The sequence below is a fragment of the Actinoplanes sp. NPDC051388 genome, from assembly GCF_055586225.1.
In genome coordinates this window covers 1-17,118 of sequence record NZ_JBVJIP010000010.1, presented here as the reverse complement: position 1 = coordinate 17,118, position 17,118 = coordinate 1, and the positions used below count along the sequence as shown (strand labels likewise).

The 17,118-nt window shown below is 70.5% G+C and carries 13 protein-coding genes and 2 pseudogenes; 7 read left to right on the top strand and 8 right to left on the bottom strand.

From position 1 onward, the window contains the following. Nucleotides 1–90: 90 nt before the first annotated feature. Nucleotides 91–906 carry a S1 family peptidase gene (locus ACZ6TI_RS24550; protein WP_465347476.1) on the top strand — a complete coding sequence of 272 codons (816 nt, stop codon included), beginning with the start codon at nt 91–93 and terminating at the stop codon, nt 904–906. A gap of 42 nt (nt 907–948) precedes the next feature. On the opposite strand, the gene ACZ6TI_RS24545 is transcribed toward ACZ6TI_RS24550, so the two are convergent. The 5 genes from ACZ6TI_RS24545 to ndhC are packed head-to-tail and all read right to left on the bottom strand — an operon-like array spanning nt 949 to nt 3,561. Continuing rightward, nucleotides 949–1,452 carry a hypothetical protein gene (locus ACZ6TI_RS24545; RefSeq protein ID WP_465347475.1) on the bottom strand — a complete coding sequence of 168 codons (504 nt, stop codon included), beginning with the start codon at nt 1,450–1,452 and terminating at the stop codon, nt 949–951. A gap of 24 nt (nt 1,453–1,476) precedes the next feature. Beyond that, nucleotides 1,477–2,058 carry a DNA-3-methyladenine glycosylase I gene (locus tag ACZ6TI_RS24540; RefSeq protein ID WP_465347474.1) on the bottom strand — a complete coding sequence of 194 codons (582 nt, stop codon included), beginning with the start codon at nt 2,056–2,058 and terminating at the stop codon, nt 1,477–1,479. Nucleotides 2,059–2,091: 33 nt separating this feature from the next. Beyond that, entirely contained in the window at nt 2,092–2,580 is a 489-nt protein-coding gene (locus ACZ6TI_RS24535; protein WP_465347473.1) for an SRPBCC family protein, read from the bottom strand. Further along, nucleotides 2,577–3,125 (bottom strand): DivIVA domain-containing protein, encoded by a 549-nt coding sequence (locus tag ACZ6TI_RS24530; RefSeq protein ID WP_465347472.1) that lies wholly within the window; start codon nt 3,123–3,125, stop codon nt 2,577–2,579. Before ACZ6TI_RS24530 ends, ACZ6TI_RS24535 begins: the two co-directional genes overlap by 4 nt. Nucleotides 3,126–3,183: 58 nt before the next feature. Then, nucleotides 3,184–3,561, bottom strand: coding sequence for an NADH-quinone oxidoreductase subunit A (gene ndhC, locus ACZ6TI_RS24525; RefSeq protein ID WP_465347471.1), 378 nt, complete (start codon nt 3,559–3,561; stop codon nt 3,184–3,186). Between the two features lie 180 nt (nt 3,562–3,741). Between ndhC and ACZ6TI_RS24520 the strand changes: the two genes are divergently transcribed. Both ACZ6TI_RS24520 and ACZ6TI_RS24515 read left to right on the top strand, forming a co-directional pair. After that, complete coding sequence (locus tag ACZ6TI_RS24520) at nt 3,742–5,604, top strand: 2-oxoacid:acceptor oxidoreductase subunit alpha (RefSeq protein WP_465347470.1); 1,863 nt, start codon at nt 3,742–3,744, stop codon at nt 5,602–5,604. Beyond that, nucleotides 5,597–6,649: a 2-oxoacid:ferredoxin oxidoreductase subunit beta gene (locus tag ACZ6TI_RS24515; protein ID WP_465347469.1), complete on the top strand. Its 1,053-nt coding sequence runs from the start codon at nt 5,597–5,599 to the stop codon at nt 6,647–6,649. The genes ACZ6TI_RS24520 and ACZ6TI_RS24515 overlap by 8 nt, the downstream gene beginning before the upstream one ends. On the opposite strand, the gene ACZ6TI_RS24510 is transcribed toward ACZ6TI_RS24515, so the two are convergent. After that, on the bottom strand, nt 6,650–7,666 hold the full coding sequence (locus ACZ6TI_RS24510) for a potassium channel family protein (protein WP_465347468.1): 1,017 nt from the start codon (nt 7,664–7,666) through the stop codon (nt 6,650–6,652). 209 nt (nt 7,667–7,875) lie between these two features. Between ACZ6TI_RS24510 and ACZ6TI_RS24505 the strand changes: the two genes are divergently transcribed. Next, the gene (locus ACZ6TI_RS24505) at nt 7,876–8,415 is read left to right on the top strand and encodes a phospholipase (RefSeq protein WP_465347467.1); all 540 of its coding nucleotides are present in this window, start codon (nt 7,876–7,878) and stop codon (nt 8,413–8,415) included. Between the two features lie 2,354 nt (nt 8,416–10,769). Here ACZ6TI_RS24505 and ACZ6TI_RS24500 read toward each other — a convergent pair. Next, nucleotides 10,770–11,171: pseudogene (locus ACZ6TI_RS24500) on the bottom strand (adenylate/guanylate cyclase domain-containing protein); the annotation flags it as partial. A gap of 580 nt (nt 11,172–11,751) precedes the next feature. Further along, nucleotides 11,752–11,964, bottom strand: coding sequence for an FmdB family zinc ribbon protein (locus ACZ6TI_RS24495; RefSeq protein ID WP_465347466.1), 213 nt, complete (start codon nt 11,962–11,964; stop codon nt 11,752–11,754). Nucleotides 11,965–12,491: 527 nt separating this feature from the next. On the opposite strand from ACZ6TI_RS24495, the gene ACZ6TI_RS24490 reads away from it, so the two are divergent. The 3 genes and pseudogenes from ACZ6TI_RS24490 to ACZ6TI_RS24480 all read left to right on the top strand — a co-directional run. Further along, a complete protein-coding gene (locus ACZ6TI_RS24490; RefSeq protein ID WP_465347465.1) occupies nt 12,492–13,451 on the top strand; it encodes a lysozyme family protein in 960 nt (319 codons plus the stop codon). A 77-nt stretch (nt 13,452–13,528) separates the two neighbouring features. After that, entirely contained in the window at nt 13,529–14,548 is a 1,020-nt protein-coding gene (locus tag ACZ6TI_RS24485; RefSeq protein WP_465347464.1) for a GNAT family N-acetyltransferase, read from the top strand. Between the two features lie 133 nt (nt 14,549–14,681). Next, a pseudogene (locus tag ACZ6TI_RS24480) lies at nt 14,682–17,003 on the top strand (lamin tail domain-containing protein); the annotation flags it as partial. Between the last annotated feature and the right edge of the window lie 115 nt (nt 17,004–17,118).

Below are 17,118 nucleotides of genomic sequence, written 5' to 3'. Positions count from 1 at the left end.
GTATGAGCAAGCTGGGATAGAGACATCCACCTGAATGAATGCTTAGGCTCTCCCCAACAACTCGGTGTGGTTCGTCTGGGGAGGACTCGGATGGCAAGGTGGCGCAATCTTCTGGGCACGGCGGCGGCCGCGCTCACGGTGGCGACGATGGGCGCGATCGTGAACGCAGCGCCGGCCGCGGCCGCACCGCCCGACCCGGGCGGCGGCACGGTGACCCCGCAGGTCGTGGGTGGCACCCGGGCCGCGCAGGGCGAGTTCCCGTTCATGGTGCGACTCTCGATGGGCTGCGGCGGCGCGCTCTACAGCCCGACGCTGGTGCTCACCGCGGCGCACTGCGTGAGCCGGACCGGCACGGTCACCAACATCACCGCCACGCTCGGCGTGGTGGACCTGAACTCGGGCAGCCGGATCACCCGGCGGTCGAACTACGTCCTGCGGGCGCCGGGCTACAACGGCAACGGTGACGACTGGGCGCTGATCCGCCTGGCCAGCCCGGTGACCGGCCTGGCCACGCTGCCGATCGCGACCAACTCGAGCTTCGACTCCGGCACCTTCACCATCGCCGGCTGGGGTGCGGCGAGCGAGGGCGGCGGCCAGCAGCGTTACCTGCTGAAGGCGACCGTGCCGTTCGTGAGCGACATGACCTGCAACTCGCGCACGATGTACAACGGCCGGATCATCCCGGCCGAGGAGATCTGCGCCGGCTACACCCAGGGTGGCGTGGACACCTGCCAGGGCGACTCGGGCGGCCCGATGTTCCGCCGGGACGCGGCCAACGCCTGGATCCAGGTCGGCATCGTGAGCTGGGGCGACGGATGTGCCCGGCCGAACAAGCCCGGCGTCTACACCCAGGTCAGCTACTTCTCCTCGTCGATCGCCTCGGCGGCGGCAAGCCTCGGCGGCTGACAGCTCCTCGCTCTGAAGCCCGCGGTCTTCCGGCCGCGGGCTTCATTCATCCTCTTCTTCTTCGGGGTCTTGGTTGGCCTCGACCCCGAGGACGAAGGCCTGCATGGCCAGCTCGTCGCCGGACGGCCAGACCAGGGCGGGCAGCTCGGCCGGGCCGAGCTCCGCCACATAGGTCCAGAACTGCCGGACCGCCTCGGCCGGGCTCGCCGCCTCGATCGGCATGGCGACGCTGACCAGCCAGGGCTTGCGCGACCGCGGGCCGGTGATCCGCTCGGCGAAGCGCCGGAACGCCTCCTGCTCGAGCGCGGTCAGCGGCTCGGTGAGCGCCAGGTCGCCGGTCGGCGCCGGCTCGTCGAAGGCGCGCTTCAGATAGGTGATCTCGCCGGGCGCGGTGAAGCGGCCGAGAGCGACCGCCCGGTCGTCGGCGACCAGCACGACGTCGTCGCCCGGCTGCGCCGCGCTCGGCGGCAGCGTCAAGGTCTCGTGCTCGAACAACCGCTCGGTCGCCCAGCGATCAGCCGGAATCGTCACCGCCCAGTGCGCCATGGGCACCATCGAACCACGTGGCTTTCAGCGCTCGATGGGTGGGACGCAGCACCCCGCGATGTGGTCGTCGGCCATGCCGGTGGCCTGCATCAACGCATATGCCGTCGTGGGGCCGATGAACTTGAACCCGCGTTTCTTGAGGTCTTTGGCCATCGCGGTGGACTCCGGCGTGAGAGCCGGCACCTCGGCCCGGGAGGCCGGACGTGGGCGCGGCGGCGGCGCATAGGACCACAGCAGCGCGGCCAGGCCCTCCGGCAGGTCGGCGGCCACCCGGGCGTTGTGCAGGGCGGCGTCCACCTTCATCCGGTTGCGCACGATGCCCGGGTCGGCCATCAGCCGCACGGCGTCGGCCTCGCCGAACGCCGCCACCTTGCCGATTGCGAAGCCGTCGAAGGCGGCCCGGAAGGACTCGCGTTTGCGCAGGATGGTGATCCAGGCCAGACCCGACTGGAACGCCTCGAGGGTCATCCGCTCGAACAGGCCGTCGTCGGTGCGGACCGGTTGGCCCCACTCGGTGTCGTGATAGCGCTGGTATTCCGCCGTGGAGGCGCCCCAGAAGCACCGCAGCCGTCCATCCGCGCCGGCCACCAGGCCCGTGTCTGTCATGGGTCCAACGGTAGGCAGGGGGTACGACAGAACTCAGGCGGGGAGCTTGCCCTGCTCGACCATCCGGGCGAACCGCTTGAGCGCGGCCTTGAAGCTAAGCTTGGACCCCGGCCACAGCACCGGCCAGGCCAGCTTGCCGGCCGGGCCACCGGGCAGGTGGAACCACTCGTGCATGACGATCTGGGTGCGGTCGCCGGCCATCGGCGTGCACCGCATCGAGCCGGGCCCGCGCAGCACCTTGCCGCAGTGCACGACCCGCACCTCATAGGGCGCGTCCACCCGGACCACCCGCATCTCGTCGCGCAGCGACGCCGGACCGAGCCCGGTGATCGCCTCGACCAGGCTGCCCTCGCCGCCGTCGCCCTCGACCACCCGCACCTTGGTGAACGGGATCCACTCGGACTGGCCGGGCCAGTCCATGAACGCGGCGAACACCTTGGCCACCGGCGCGTTCACGATCACCGTGGCGGTGACCTCGCCGGTGCCGGGCTCCGCGGCGTCGTTCAGACTGCCGTCGGTCACCGTCGCTCGGCCTTCTCCTCGGCGGACGCCGGTTTCCCGGCCGCCGAGTTTTCGGCCGTCGAGCTGTCGGCCGCCGAGTTCTCGGTCGACGCCGCCGGGTCGGCGGGCTTCTGCGCCGGGACCTGGTCGGACGGCGGCGGCAGGTCGGCCACGATCGCCATCGCGTCGTCCCCGGCGGGCGGCGGCGCGATCGCGGCCTCCCGGGCACGGCGGAGCGTGTCGGCGTCCCCGATCCGCCCCTCGCGCAGTGCGATCACTTCGGCCTCCAGCACACCGATCAGCTCACCCTTGTAGCCGATGTCGTACGCCGCCCGCTGCAGCGCCTGGTCGACCTGCGACATGCGGTACCCGCGGAAGGCGATGTCGAACCGGGCGTGGACCACGTCGTCCTCGCCGAGCGGACGATCGCTGGGCAGCGGCAATGCGCGGCCGTCGGGTTCGACCGGGGTCAGCCCGGAATCCCCGCCGCTGACCATCACGGTCACCCCGAAGACGATCGCCGCGACCACCAGCGCGACGACCAGGAAGAGCAGAAGCTGACCCATGGGTCAGATCGTGGCACGACGGACGCCGGGCCGCGAACCCGCCACCCTCATCTCGAGGTCAGGTCCACGTCAGGATGCGCTTACGCCAGGCGTACAGGATGCCCAGGGCCAGGACGGCGACAAAAATGCCCATTTCGGCCACGGTGACCAAGCCGTAGCCCGGACGGTCGAAGATGACCGCCCACGGGAAGAGGAACACCGCCTCGACCGCGAACAGCACGTAGAGGTATGCGTACACGTAGTAGCGGATCTGGGCCTGGGCCCAGTCGCCGCCGACCGGGTCGACGCCGCTTTCATAGGAGATGCGCTTGCCCGCGGGCTCGGCCGGATGCGCCGGGCTGAGCAGCCGGTTCGTGCCGAAGGCGGCGACGAAGAGCAGCACCCCCGCCGCGAAGACCAGCCCCAGCGTGGCGTACGTGCCCAGATAGCCGTCCACGCCCGGGAGCCTAGCGAATGACGTGACGAGCGTGACCCATCCAGGGAGTGGACTCGGTTGGTTCAGGCAAGCCTTGCCTGGCTACTGTGGTCAACGGTCCGCGATCGGACAGCCCCCTTCTCCGGCAGGGGTAAGGAGTGCCGACGTAGGCTGGAAGTGACACACGGGAGGGTGAACGAAGTGGCCGAGGTCGATGCGCCCATAAAGCGGCTGGAGCAGCTGGATCGCGTGGTCATCCGCTTCGCCGGTGACTCCGGCGACGGCATGCAGCTCACCGGCGACCGGTTCACGTCGGAGACCGCCCAGCTCGGCAACGACATCTCCACGTTGCCCAACTTCCCGGCCGAGATCCGCGCGCCCGCCGGCACCCTGCCCGGCGTCTCCAGCTTCCAGGTGCATTTCGCCGACTACGACATCCTGACCCCCGGCGACGCGCCGAACGTGCTGGTCGCGATGAACCCGGCCGCGCTCAAGGCCAACGTGTCCGACCTGCCGCCCGGCGCCGACATCATCGTCAACACAGACGAGTTCACCAAGCGCAACCTGGCCAAGGTCGGTTATGCGGCGAACCCGCTCGAGGACGGCTCGCTGGACGGGTTCGTGCTGCACCCGGTCGCGCTGACCTCGATGACGATCGGCGCGCTGGCCGACCTCGGGGTGGCGAAGAAGGACGCCGAGCGGGCCAAGAACATGTTCGCGCTCGGGCTGCTGAGCTGGATGTACTCGCGCCCGTTCGAGTCCACCCTGCGGTTCCTGGAGCGCAAGTTCGCCAAGCGGCCCGACCTGGTCGCGGCGAACAAGGCGGCGTTCCAGGCCGGCTGGAACTTCGGCGAGACGACCGAGGACTTCTCGGTGCGTTACGAGGTGAAGCCGGCCAAGATGCGGCCCGGCACCTATCGGAACATCACCGGCAACGCCGCGCTCGCGCTCGGGCTGGTGGCCGCCGCCGTGCGGTCCAAGCTGCCGCTGTTTCTGGGGGCCTACCCGATCACGCCGGCGTCGGACATTCTGCACGAGCTGTCCAAGCACAAGCGGTTCGGCATCACCACGATGCAGGCCGAGGACGAGATCGCCGCGATCGGGGCGGCGCTCGGCGCTTCCTATGGCGGCGCGCTCGGCGTGACCACCACCTCCGGGCCCGGCGTGGCGCTCAAGGGCGAGACCATCTCGCTGGCCATCGCGCTCGAGCTTCCGCTGGTCGTGGTCGACGTGCAGCGGGCCGGCCCGTCCACCGGCATGCCGACCAAGACTGAGCAGGCCGACCTCAACATGGCGCTCTACGGCCGGCACGGTGAGGCGCCGCTCGCGGTGATCGCGCCGAAGTCGCCGTCCGACTGCTTCCACGCGGCGCTCGAGGCGGCCCGCATCGCGCTGACCTACCGCACGCCGGTCATCCTGCTCAGCGACAACTACGTGGCGAACGGCTCCGAGCCGTGGCTGCTGCCCGAGGTCGCCGACCTGCCCGATCTGTCCGTCGAGTTCGCCACCTCGGCAAACGCGGAGGACGGGCGCTTCCTGCCCTACCTGCGCGACCCGGAGACGCTGGCCCGCCCGTGGGCGATCCCGGGCACCCCCGGGCTCGAGCACCGCATCGGCGGTCTGGAAAAGGCGGACAAGACCGGCGACATCTCGTACGACCCGGCGAACCACGAGTTCATGGTGCGCATGCGCGCCGAGCGGATCGAGTCGATCCCGGTGCCGGACATCGAGGTCGAGGACCCGGACGAGAGCTCGCGGGTGCTGGTGCTGGGCTGGGGCTCGACCTACGGCCCGATCGGCGCCGCCTGCCGGGCGCTGCGCCAGCGTGGGCTGCCGATCGCGCAGGCGCACCTGCGGCACCTCTCGCCGCTGCCGGCCAACCTCGGCGAGGTGCTCGGGGCATATGACAAGGTCGTCATCCCGGAGATGAACCTGGGCCAGCTGGCCCACGTGATCCGCGCGAAGTACCTGGTCGACGCGGTCCCCTTCAACCAGGTCAGCGGCCTGCCGTTCACCGCCGCGACCCTGGAGAACATGCTCGAGGACGTGGTCAAGAATGGCTAGCCCAACACTGAGTTCCCGCAATTTGGCCATCACTCCGGTGAAGCTGACCGCCAAGGACTTCAAGTCCGACCAGGAAGTCCGCTGGTGCCCGGGTTGCGGTGACTACGCGATCCTGGCGGCGGTCCAGCAGTTCATGCCGGAGCTGAACATCCCGCGGGAGAACACGGTCTTCATCTCCGGGATCGGCTGCTCGTCGCGATTCCCGTACTACATGAACACGTACGGGCTGCACTCGATCCATGGCCGCGCACCGGCGATCGCGACCGGCCTCTCGGCCTCGCGCCCCGACCTCTCGGTCTGGGTGGTGACCGGTGACGGCGACGCTCTGTCGATCGGTGGCAACCACCTGATCCACGCCCTGCGGCGCAACGTGAACCTGAAGATCCTGCTGTTCAACAACCGGATCTACGGGCTGACCAAGGGGCAATATTCGCCGACCTCGGAGATCGGGAAGATCACCAAGTCGACGCCGGCCGGCTCGGCGGACTCGCCGTTCAACCCGCTCTCACTGGCGCTGGGCGCGGAGGCGACGTTCGTGGCCCGCACCATCGACTCGGACCGCAAGCACCTGCAGTCGGTGCTGCGCGCGGCGGCCGAGCACGAGGGCTCCGCGTTCGTGGAGATCTATCAGAACTGCAACATCTTCAACGACAACGCCTTCGAGCTGATCAAGGACCCGAGCAGCCGCGACGACCACCTGATCCGGCTCGAGCAGGGCCAGCCGATCACCTTCGGCCCGGAGGGCAGGTTCTCCGTGGTCCACCCGGAGGGCGGCTTCGGCCTCGAGGTGCGCGAGGGCGCCTCCGAGCAGGCGCTGGTGCACGACGCGACGATCGACGACCCGGCCTATGCGTTCGCGCTGTCCCGGCTCTCCGGCTCCGACCTCAGCACCACGCCGATCGGGGTGTTCCGCTCGGTCGCCCGGCCGTCCTATGACGAAATCGTGCAGAAGCAGCTGCAGGACGCGAAGGCGCAGGTCAACGGCACCCCGGACGAGATGCTGGCCGGCCTGCTGACCGCCGGCGACACCTGGACGATCCTGTAACTAGACGCTGACTCCGGCGACCGTCGACTCCTCGTCGCGGATGTAGACCAGCATGTCGCCGGTCTCGATGGCGACCTGCGCGGTGCCGCCGAGCGGCAGCACCTTGCCGCGGCGGATCAGCGCGACCACCAGGGTCTGCAGCTGCCGCGGGTTCTGACCCACCTCGGAGCGCTCGGCCGAGCGCATCGCCAGCGCCATGCCCTGGCCCGGGGTGAGCAGGTCCTCGACCACGTCGATCAGCGGCGGCGCGGTGGTGGTCAGGCCCAGCAGCCGGCCCGCGGTGGCCGAGCTGACGATCACGTGGTGGGCGCCGCTCTGCTTGAGCAGCGCGGCGTTCTCCTGCTCGCGGACCGACGCGATGATCCGCACCTGGCCGGCGGTCAGCTGCCGCACGGTCAGCGTGATCAGCACGGACGCCTCGTCGCTGTCGGTCGCGATGATCACCGACTTGCAGTTCTTCACGTCCGCCTGCAGCAGGATCGCGGATCGGGTGGCGTTGCCCTCGATCACCACCAGGCCGTTCGCGGTGGCCTGGCGGACCGCGTCGTCACGGTTCTCGATCACCACGATGCGGGACTTGTCGTAGCCCGTCTCGAGCAGCGCGCTCACGGCGGCCCGGCCCTTGGTGCCGTACCCGCAGATGATGATGTGGTCCTTCAACTTCCGCCTCCACCGCGTGACGCGCAGGCTGTTGCGGTACTGATCGGTCAGTACCTCGAGGGTGGTGCCGACCAGGATGATCAGGAAGAGCACCCGGGCGGGCGTGATGAGCAGGACGTTCACCAGGCGCGCGTTCGGGGTGCTGGGCGTGATGTCGCCGTATCCGGTGGTGGAGAGCGAGACCACCGCGTAGTAGAAGCAGTCGAGCAGAGTGAGGCCGTCGTCGTTGACGTCCCGGTAGCCGTCCCGGTCGAGGTAGATGATCGTGACCGTGGCCAGCACCAGAGCGACCGCGAGCGCCATCCGGATGGCCAGCGCCCGCAGCGGCCCCTGCCGGGTCAGGGGGAGACGGATCACCGGTAGCCCGCTTGCACGTGCTCACGATAGCCGTCTGATCGTTGGGCCATTTATCAGGACAGCACAAGAAGTCCGGGGCGGGAATACCCGCCAGTAAGTTACGGCGAAGTTTCGCAAAAGGACATCGACTTGCTTGTATGCCGCCAGGTGCCGCTCGAAGACTGGCCTCCCCGGCCCCCACAAGGGGCCGCGCCGCTGGAGGTCGACGAATGATCCGGTACGCCCGCCGCGCGCTGGTGGTTCTCGTGTCCGTCCTGGCCCTGCTCGCGCCCGCCGCCGTCGCCAACGCGACCGCGGCGAGCAAGCCCGAGGTGCTCAGCAACTGGACCCAGACCACCGCCGCCAGCTACAACGCCTGGAACTCCGCCCGCCAGAACCAGGCGGCGTGGCGTGAATACGGCTTCGACTGGTCCACCGACTACTGCTCGAGCAGCCCCGACAACCCGCTCGGCTTCAACTTCGAGCTGTCCTGCTGGCACCACGACTTCGGCTATCGCAACTACAAGGACATCGGCACGTTCAACGCCAACAAGGCGCGGGTGGACTCGATGTTCTACGCGGATCTCCGGCGCAAGTGCGCCACCTACAACGTCCTGCTGCGGCCGGCCTGCTATGCGCTGGCCTGGATCTACTACGAGGCCGTTTCGCTGTTCGGCTCGGTCGCCTTCGTGCAGGACGCGGACCTCGAGCGCGCCCGGCAGATGCTCCCGGCCAAGGAGCGTGCGCAGTACGCGGGATCGTTCGCCTAACCCCGCAGCGCGAAGCGGGCCGACCCGTGCTCCAGGTCGGGATGCTGCACCGCGAGAGCGGTCGCGACGATCCGGTCGAAGCCCTGGTCGGCCCCTTCCGCATAGGCCGTGTCGAAGGCCGCGTCACCCAGCGACGCGCGCAGGGCGGCCTGCTGCTGCGCCCAGAAGCCTCCGAACATCTCGGTGCGCCGCGCCCCTCGCACGCCCTCCGACCCACCGAAGAGCAGCGTCGCGGTCCGCTGATCGTCGCCCATCGCGCAGCGCACGGCCAGCGCGGCCACGGCGTCGGCGGCCGCACCCCGGAAGCCGTGCCGCAGCCGCGAGCGAAGGGCGACCACCAGGTGGTCATGCGCGGCGACCAGGTCACCGCGGCGGAGCGCGATCAAACCCAGGAGCCAATCGACGGTACGCCGCCCGCGGTCCTCGGGCCGCCCGGCTTCCAGATGTCGCGCGCCGCCGAGCAGTTCCGCGGCCTCGTCCAGGGCGTCGCGGCGCCACAGCAGCTCGGCGAGCGCCACCACGGCCGGCAGCGCCGCATCGGGCACGCCGGTGCGCTCGGCCCGCGCGATGACGTCGCGGCAGAGCTGTTCCGCCTCGGCCTCGCGGCGATGGGCGAGCAGTCCGATCCGGCCGCCGGCCAGCGCGCGGACCAGCAGGGCGGGGTCGTCGGCGCGGCGGGCCACGTCCTCGGCCCGGCCCAGGAAACGCGCGCGCTCGTCGTGGTCGTCGGCGAGACCGGCGTGCACCAGATAGGCGCCGGCCAGCTCGGCCGGGGCGATGTGCTCGCCGGGCACCCGGCCGTACAGCCGGAAGAGCAGGTCACGACCCTCGCGGGCGCCGCCGTGCTCACGCCACCACGGGTCCAGCGCGCCGGCCAGCTTGAGCCCCGCGCGCACGCTGCCACCGGTCGCCGCCCAGCGCAGCGCCGCCTGCCACTCGTCGACGTGCGGCGCCACCTCGGTCAGCGAGACCGTCCTGGGCTGACCGTCGGTGTCCACCGCGACACCGTCCAGGGTGTGCAGTGCCCAGGCCACGTGCCGGTTGCGGGCGGCCCGCTCGTCACCGGCGGCGGCCAGGTGCTTGGTCGCGTACCCCCGGATGGTTGCCGAAAGCCGGAAGCGCGAGCCGGGCAGGACGTCCACCAGGGACTTGTCGGTCAGTTCGGTGAGCCCGGCCAGCGCGTCGTCGCCACACCACTCGACCGCGCGCAGGTCAACCGGCCCGGCGAAGACGGACAGCCGGCGCAGCAGGCCCATCGCGTGCTCGCCGAGCGTGCGGCAGGACCAGTCGATGGTGGCGGTCAGGCTGCCGTGCCGGTCGGTCGTGCCCTCGCGCCCAGCGTCGAGCGCGGTCACCGGGTCGTCCAGCCGGCCGGCCAGCTGGGCGCCGGACAGCAGCCGCAGCCGGGCCGCGGCGAGCTCGATGGCCAGCGGGGAACCGTCCAGTCCGGAAGCCACCCGGGCCAGGTCCGCATTTTCCGCCAAGCTCACCGCCAGACCGCCGCGCGCCTCCCGCGTGCGCGCGCTGAGCAGATCGAACGCTTCGACCGGCGGCATCGCCGGGATCCGCCAGACGACCTCGCCGGGAATCCCGAGCGGCTGCCGGCTGGTGGCCAGCACGTCCAGTTGCGGGCAGAGCGCGAGCAGCCGCCGGATCGCCGCGGCCGTGTCGTCCAGGGCCGCGTCGCAGGTGTCCATCACCAGCAGCATTCGCCGCCCGGCACACTGCTCGGCGATCGTCTCGGTCATCGCGCGCCCCGGCTCGGCGCGCAACCCGAGGGCGGCGGCGATCGCGGCCGGCACGCTCTGCGGCCCGCTCACGCTCGCCACATCGACCAGCCAGACCCCTTCCGGGTACGCGGTCAGCAACGCCTCGCCCACCGCCAGCGCGAGCCGGGTCTTGCCGGCGCCACCCGCACCGGCCACCGTGACCAGCCGATGCCCAGCGATCAGTTCGGTCACGTCGGCGAGCTCGGTGCGGCGGCCCACAAAGGAGGTCAGTGCGGCCGGGAGGTTGTTGGTCGGGGCGCCCGGGGTTCGCGGCCGGGGAAACTCGCGCTCGAGACCCGGCGCCACCAGCTGGAACAGCCGCTCGGCGTCGTCGAACCCGCGGAGCTTGAACACCCCCAGGTCGAGCAGGTCGATCCCGGCCATCGACCCGCTGCCGTGCTGACCCTCGCCCGGCTGACCCTCGCCCGGCTGACCCTCGCCCGGCTGACCCTCGCCCGGCTGCCCCTCGCCCGGCTGATCCCCGCCCTGCCCGGCCTCGCCCTGCCGGTCCGCGCCCTGCCGGTCCTCGCCCTGCCGGGTCTCGTCTTTGCGCGCCGACCAGGCGGAGGTGCCGGAGATCGCGGCGGGCCAGGTGGTCGCGGCCAGTGCGGTGGCCTCGGAGCAGAGGACCTGGCCGCCGTGCGCCGCCGCGGCGACCCGGGCCGCGCGGTGCACCTCGGCGCTGACGTATTCGTCATTGGCCGGGCGGGCCCAGCCGGTGTGCAGTCCCATGCGGACTCGCGGGCGGGCGTCGGGGCTCGGCCAATCGTGCGCGGCGAGTGCACGCTGTGCAGCGACGCACGCCGAGATCGCGGCCGACGCGTCGCCGAAGGCAACGAAGAATGAGTCACCCTCAGTGAACAGCTCGTGTCCACCGAAGTAACTCAGCGCAGCACGAAGCACTCTCCGATGTGCGCCGAGGACTGCGCCATACGATTCTCCGAGCATCCGGGCCAGTCGCGTCGAGCCCTCGATGTCGGTGAACATAAAGGTCACCAGCCCACTCGGCAGCTCGGTCCGACCCGACACGGTTAGAGCCCTCCGCCCTTGGGATATCGCATTCGATGCTGCCGCACCGTGATTGGTTACCACCATCGTAGAAACGGTCGGTAACCATCTTCCCGCCACGGCCGACCCCGGACGAGCGACTCACCCGGTCATCGACGGTTACGCACGGCACTACGCGTGACGTAACGAGGCGGTTCACTTCCGGTTGCGCGGCAAGCGGATCGATCCGGCCGCCCGTTCGGACGGCCCCGCAGGAGTGTCCCTGCGGATTTCACCCATCCAGCACGTCGAATCGCTCCTCCGCTCCGTCGCCGGTCGCCCATCGCTGTCTCGTCACCACAGCCGGGTGAGGCTCCACCCAGGAGATCTCGCGACGTACCCGTCGATGACGGGACCAATCGCCCCGTCCCCCGAACGGCGACAAGCACTCACCCTCGGCAACCGGCCGACGACGCAGACGCATCACCGGCCACGACGACAAGACCGCGAACGAGCTTCCCTCCCACCGGGAGGAAAGAACAAGAACGCGGCCGCGAGGTTGATCCAGAGAGCGTCGAGCTCAGCAGCCGCAGGCGCCGCCACAACAGCCACCGCCGGCGGCGGGAGCCGGCGAGCTGCCGCCGCCCCGGCCGGTGACGGCGACTGTGGACAGGAGCTTGACCGTGTCCGCGTGCCCCTGCGGGCAGGCGGCGGGGGCCGTGGCCTCAGCCATCGGGCGGCTGACCTCGAAGGTGTCTCCGCACGCGCGGCAGCGGTAGTCATAGCGGGGCATGGGAAGAGGGTAGGCCTCGGCACCGGCGATCCGGTGCCCCGTGTGGCTCGCCGTCGCCGGGTAGTGTCGGGCGGGTGGCGGAGCGGCACGAGAACCCATCGAACCTGCCCCCGGACGGTTCTGCGCCGGAGGTCCGCCCGCCCGCGCCTCATCTCGGTGGGCCGCTGGGCAGTTCCGGAGCGGCTCCCGAGCGCCCGGCCACGCAGAAGGCGCCTGAGCCGGCCGCAAAAGCCCCAGCGGAGCCCAAGCCGGACGCGGCGGCGCCCGCCGAGCCCAAGCCGTCGACACCTGAGGCCAAGCCGTCGACCCCTGCGGCCAAGCCGTCGACACCTGCGGCCAAGCCGTCGACACCTGCGGCCAAGCCTGAGCCGACCGCCAAGGCCGAGCCGACGCCCACGCCCGTGGCTGCCATGCCCGAGCCCGCTGCCAAGCCCGAGCCTGCCGCTAAGCCTGAGCCTGCCGCTAAGCCCGAGTCCGCCGACAAGACTGAGCCGACCGACAAAGGCGACGCCAAGCCCGCCGGGGACGTGAAGATCGATCTGGACAAGCCGGTCGAAGTCGTCACCACGGCCGCTTCGGGACGTCGGGTCACCCGGGTGCTCCGGCACGCCAACCCGATCCGGGCCGCCAAGACCGCCACCCGCTCCACGCACGCCTGGGCCAAGCGTCCGACCGGCCGCCTGCTGGTGCCCGCCATCGCCGCGGTGCTGCTGATCGGTGTCGCGGGGACGGCCGGCGCTTATCTCGTACCCAAAGCCTTGGAATCCGGGACGGCACCCAGCGCACGCCCCGCCTTCCCGCTGGAGCAGGCCGCCGGCGCGCCGTCCGCGCCGAGCGGCGCGGCACTGCCCGGCGTGCCCTCCGGCGGATTCAGCAACCCGCCCGTCCTGCCGGGGAACAACGTCGGCGGTGCGCGTCCGGCAGACGCCCTGCAGGGCTGGGCGCAGGGTGTGGGCACGCGGGTCGGCATTCCGGTGGTCGCGGTTCAGGCCTATGGGTACGCCGAGCTGGTCGCCGCCCGCACCGCCCCGAACTGCCACCTGAGCTGGACCACCGTCGCCGCCATCGCCAAGGTCGAGTCCTCGCACGGCAGTGCGAACGGTGCCGTGCTGGGGGCGGACGGCTCGGTGCAGCCACCGATTTACGGTCTGCCTCTGGACGGCAAGGGCGGCCGGCAGCTGATCCGGGACACCGACCAGGGGGTGGTCGACACCGACACCACCTTTGACAAGGCGGTCGGCCCGCTGCAGTTCATCCCGGCGACCTGGAAGACCATGCAGGTGGACGCGGACAACAGCGGGTTCGCCGACCCGAACGACATCGACGACGCGGCGCTGGCGGCGGCCCTCTATCTGTGTCAGGGCGGGCGGGACATGTCCAAGGCGGACGCCTGGTGGGACGCGATCCTGTCGTACAACGCGGTGCGGCCGTACGCGCAGAAGGTCTTCGAGGCGGCCAATGACTATGGCCAACGCAGCCGGGTTTGACAACTCATCGTTACCGGGCCCGTACAAAAGAGCAACTTGCACTTCCCGTTCCTGCCTTCTAACGGCAAGCTGTACGGGTGAGAGTGCGGGAATGGGATCCGCGGGCGGCCACGGATGGTGAGATCCAGTCGCTCGTGGAGACGGTGAACGCGGTCCTGGCCGTGGATCTCCCGGATGATCCACCATGGCGGGCCGTGCAGGTCCGGGATTATCTGGCCGAGACGATGCCGGGTGAGCGCCGGATCAGCTGGGTGGCCGAGGACGATCGGCTGGCCGAGGGCGACAGCGGCATCTTCGCGCATGTCAACCTGCTGCTCCTGGGCGACATCGGCGTGCTCGAGGTGCTGGTCCACCCGCGGTTGCGGCGGCGCGGACTCGGTCGCGAGCTGGTGGCGGTCGCCGTAAGACGGGCATACCTGGAGGGTTTTTCGTCTATCGGGGTTGAGGCCATCGGGAACACTCCGGCGATCGCGTTCTACGAGTCCCTCGGTTTCGAGAAGGAGTATGTCGAGACGCGCAGTGTGCTCGTGCTGTCCAAGGTGGACTGGTCGGCGCTGGGTGACATGTCCCGCGGCATCAGCAGCGGCTACCGGGTGGAATACTTCCCCGGCGGGCCGTCCGACGAGCTGCTCGAGGCCTATGCGCAGGCGAAACTCGAGGCCCAGTCCGACGACAACGACACCGACCTGCAGCCGCGCAGCTCCGACCCGCAGCGGTTGAAGGACAGCCTGCAGACCTTGCACAAGCGTGGCCTGAAGCCGTACGTCGTGCTGGCCATCCACGAGCAGAGCGGCGAGGTGGCCGGCCTGACCGAGGTGGTGGTGCCGGCGCAGCACCCGGAGCGCGCCGATCAGTACGACACGATCGTCGTGCGCGACCACCGCGGCTACGGCATCGACCGGGCGATCAAGGCGCGCATGCTGTTCGAGCTGCGCACCGCCGAGCCGGACCTGCTCGAAGTGCAGACCTGGAACGCGCAGCACAACGAGTCGATGCTCAAGGTCAACGCGGATCTGGGCTTCCAGTCGGACCGGGACTGGTTCGAATACACGGCCGACGTTGCGCAACTGGTACAGAGCCTGGAACCCACGGACTGAGCTGGGGATTTAGGGTCTCCCCTTAACCCTGGTTCAGCTCCGCTGTGGAGGCTTCGTGCGTTACCCCCGCATATTGCCCTTGATCACTGCGCCGTTACTCGCGGCTCTCCTCTTTCCCGGCGCCGCGCTGGCCGCCGACGAGCCACTCGCCATCGGCTCCGTCCAAGGCAGCGCCGCCCGATCACCGCTCGCGCCGGCTTCCGGCAACGGCACCAGCGCGACGCTCTACGACGTGCGCGGCGTCATCACGCAGAAGACGCTGGCCCGCACCTCGGCCGGCGCCAATCAATACGGCTTCTTCCTGCAGAGCCGGCTCGGCACCGAGGACGGCGACGCGGCCACGTCGGACGGCGTCTTCGTCTTCATGGGCGGGTTCACCTCGCTGATCGGCGGCTACGTGCCGACCGTCGGCGACGAGGTGGTGATCCGGGCGCGGGTGTCGGAGTTCTTCAACCTCACCCAACTGTCCGGCGCGTCCCTGGTCAGCGAGCTGGCCTCGGACGTTCCAGCCGGCGAGTGGGCGATCACCGACGCGGCTCCGCCGGCGTCGCTCACCGAGGCGCTGGCTTTCTGGGAGCGGCACGAAGGCGAGCAGATGCGGGTACGCGCCGGCGCGCAGGCCGTGTCCGGACGCAACGTGTTCGGCAGCACCGCGGACGCCGAGATCTACCTGATCGACCGGGACGACCCGTTGCTCGATCGCACGGACGCCTATGCGCGGCGGGTCTTCCGGGACGCGCACCCGCTGGACGACCAGCCCGGCCTGGTCGACAACGGCAACGGCAACCGCGTGCTGGTCGGCCCGATGGGCCTCAAGGCGCTGGCCGGCGACAACACCGTGCTGCTGCCGCCGGCGAAGACGTTCGACCTGCTGTCCGGCGACGCGGTGGGCGGCGTCTACTACGCCTTCAACAAGTACGGGATCCAGCCGTCCTCGCTGGCCTTCACGACCGGCGCCGACCCGTCCCGGAACAACCCGCCGTCGCCGGCCCGCCGATCGTCGGAGTTCGCGGTGTCCACCTACAACGTGGAGAACCTGTACGACTTCCGGGACGACCCGTTCGACGGCTGCGACTTCCTCGGCAACACGGGCTGCCCCGGCGTCTCGCCGCCGTTCGACTACGTCCCCGCCTCGGCCGCGGCATATGAGCGGAAGCTGGCCGACCTCGCGGGCCAGATCGCGACCAAGATGCACGCGCCGGACCTGATCCTCGCCCAGGAGGCCGAGGACCAGGACATCTGCTCGGTCGTCGCAAGCGCGCTGAGCTGCGGCGCGACCGACAACGCCGACGGCAAGCCGGACACCCTGCAGGAGCTGGCGCTGACCATCCAGGCGGCCGGCGGACCCGCGTACGACGCCGCTTTCGACCGCTCCGGCGCGGACGCCCGCGGCATCGTCGCGGCCTTCCTGTTCCGCACCGACCGCGTCGCACTGGCCACCCCGTCGCCAACCGACCCGGTGCTGGGCGCGACCCCGGCGGTGGTCTACCGCAGCGAGCCGCTGCCGACGAACTCCGACGTCTCGAACCCGAAGACGCTGAACGCCGTGCTGCCCGCCGACGTGGACCGCTCCACCGGCGTGGACGGCGTCAACGTCTTCACCCGGGCGCCGCAGGTGGGCCTCTTCAACGTGCGCGTGGCGCCGGGCGCGGCCGAGTCGTTCCCGGTGTGGGCGATCAGCAACCACTTCTCATCGGGCCCCGACGGCCGCGTCGGCCAGCGCCGCGAACAGGCCGCCTACGGCGCGGCGATCACCACCGCGATCTCCGCGGGCAACGCGCACGCGCGCATCGCGTACGGCGGAGATCTGAATGTCTTCCCCCGCCCCGACGACCCCGTGCCGTCCAACCCGGGCGACCAATTGGGCCCGCTCTATCGGGCCGGCCTGAGCAACCTGTGGGACGACCTGGTCGCCGACGTGCCCCAGTCGGCATATTCGTATGTCTTCGAGGGCCAGGCGCAAACCCTGGACCAGCTCTTCGTCAACAAGGCGCTGCACGACGACCTGATCCAGATCCGAGCCGCCCACATCAACGCGGACTGGTCCGCCGACGACGAGACCAACGGTTCGATGGGTTCGAGCGACCACGACCCCCAGATCGCCCGCTTCCACTCGAAGGCAGCCCTCTCGGTCGGCGACGCATCAGCCAACGAGGGCGACCGCGGCACCACCGCGCTGACCTTCCCGGTGACCCTGTCCCGCCCGGTCTCGGTCCCGATCACGGCCTGCGCCACCGCCACCCCGGTAACGGCCCTGCCGCTGATCGACTTCGACCTCTTCTTCGGCTGCCAGACAATCCCCGCCGGCAAAACCACAACATCCTTCACGGTCCGCATCCGAGGCGACCGCTTCGTCGAACGAAACGAAACCCTGACCCTCCAAGCGGGAGCACTGTCCCCCGCCCTGCGCACCACGGCCGTAACCGCAACCGGCACCATCAAGAACGACGACTGACCCCGCGCGGGGGGGGGGGGGGGGGGGGGGGGGGGTGGGCACTCTCCTTCCCCCCCGCCCCTCGAGTGCCGGCGCGGGGCGTCCGGACGCCCCCGCCGTCGCCACCCCGCCCTCT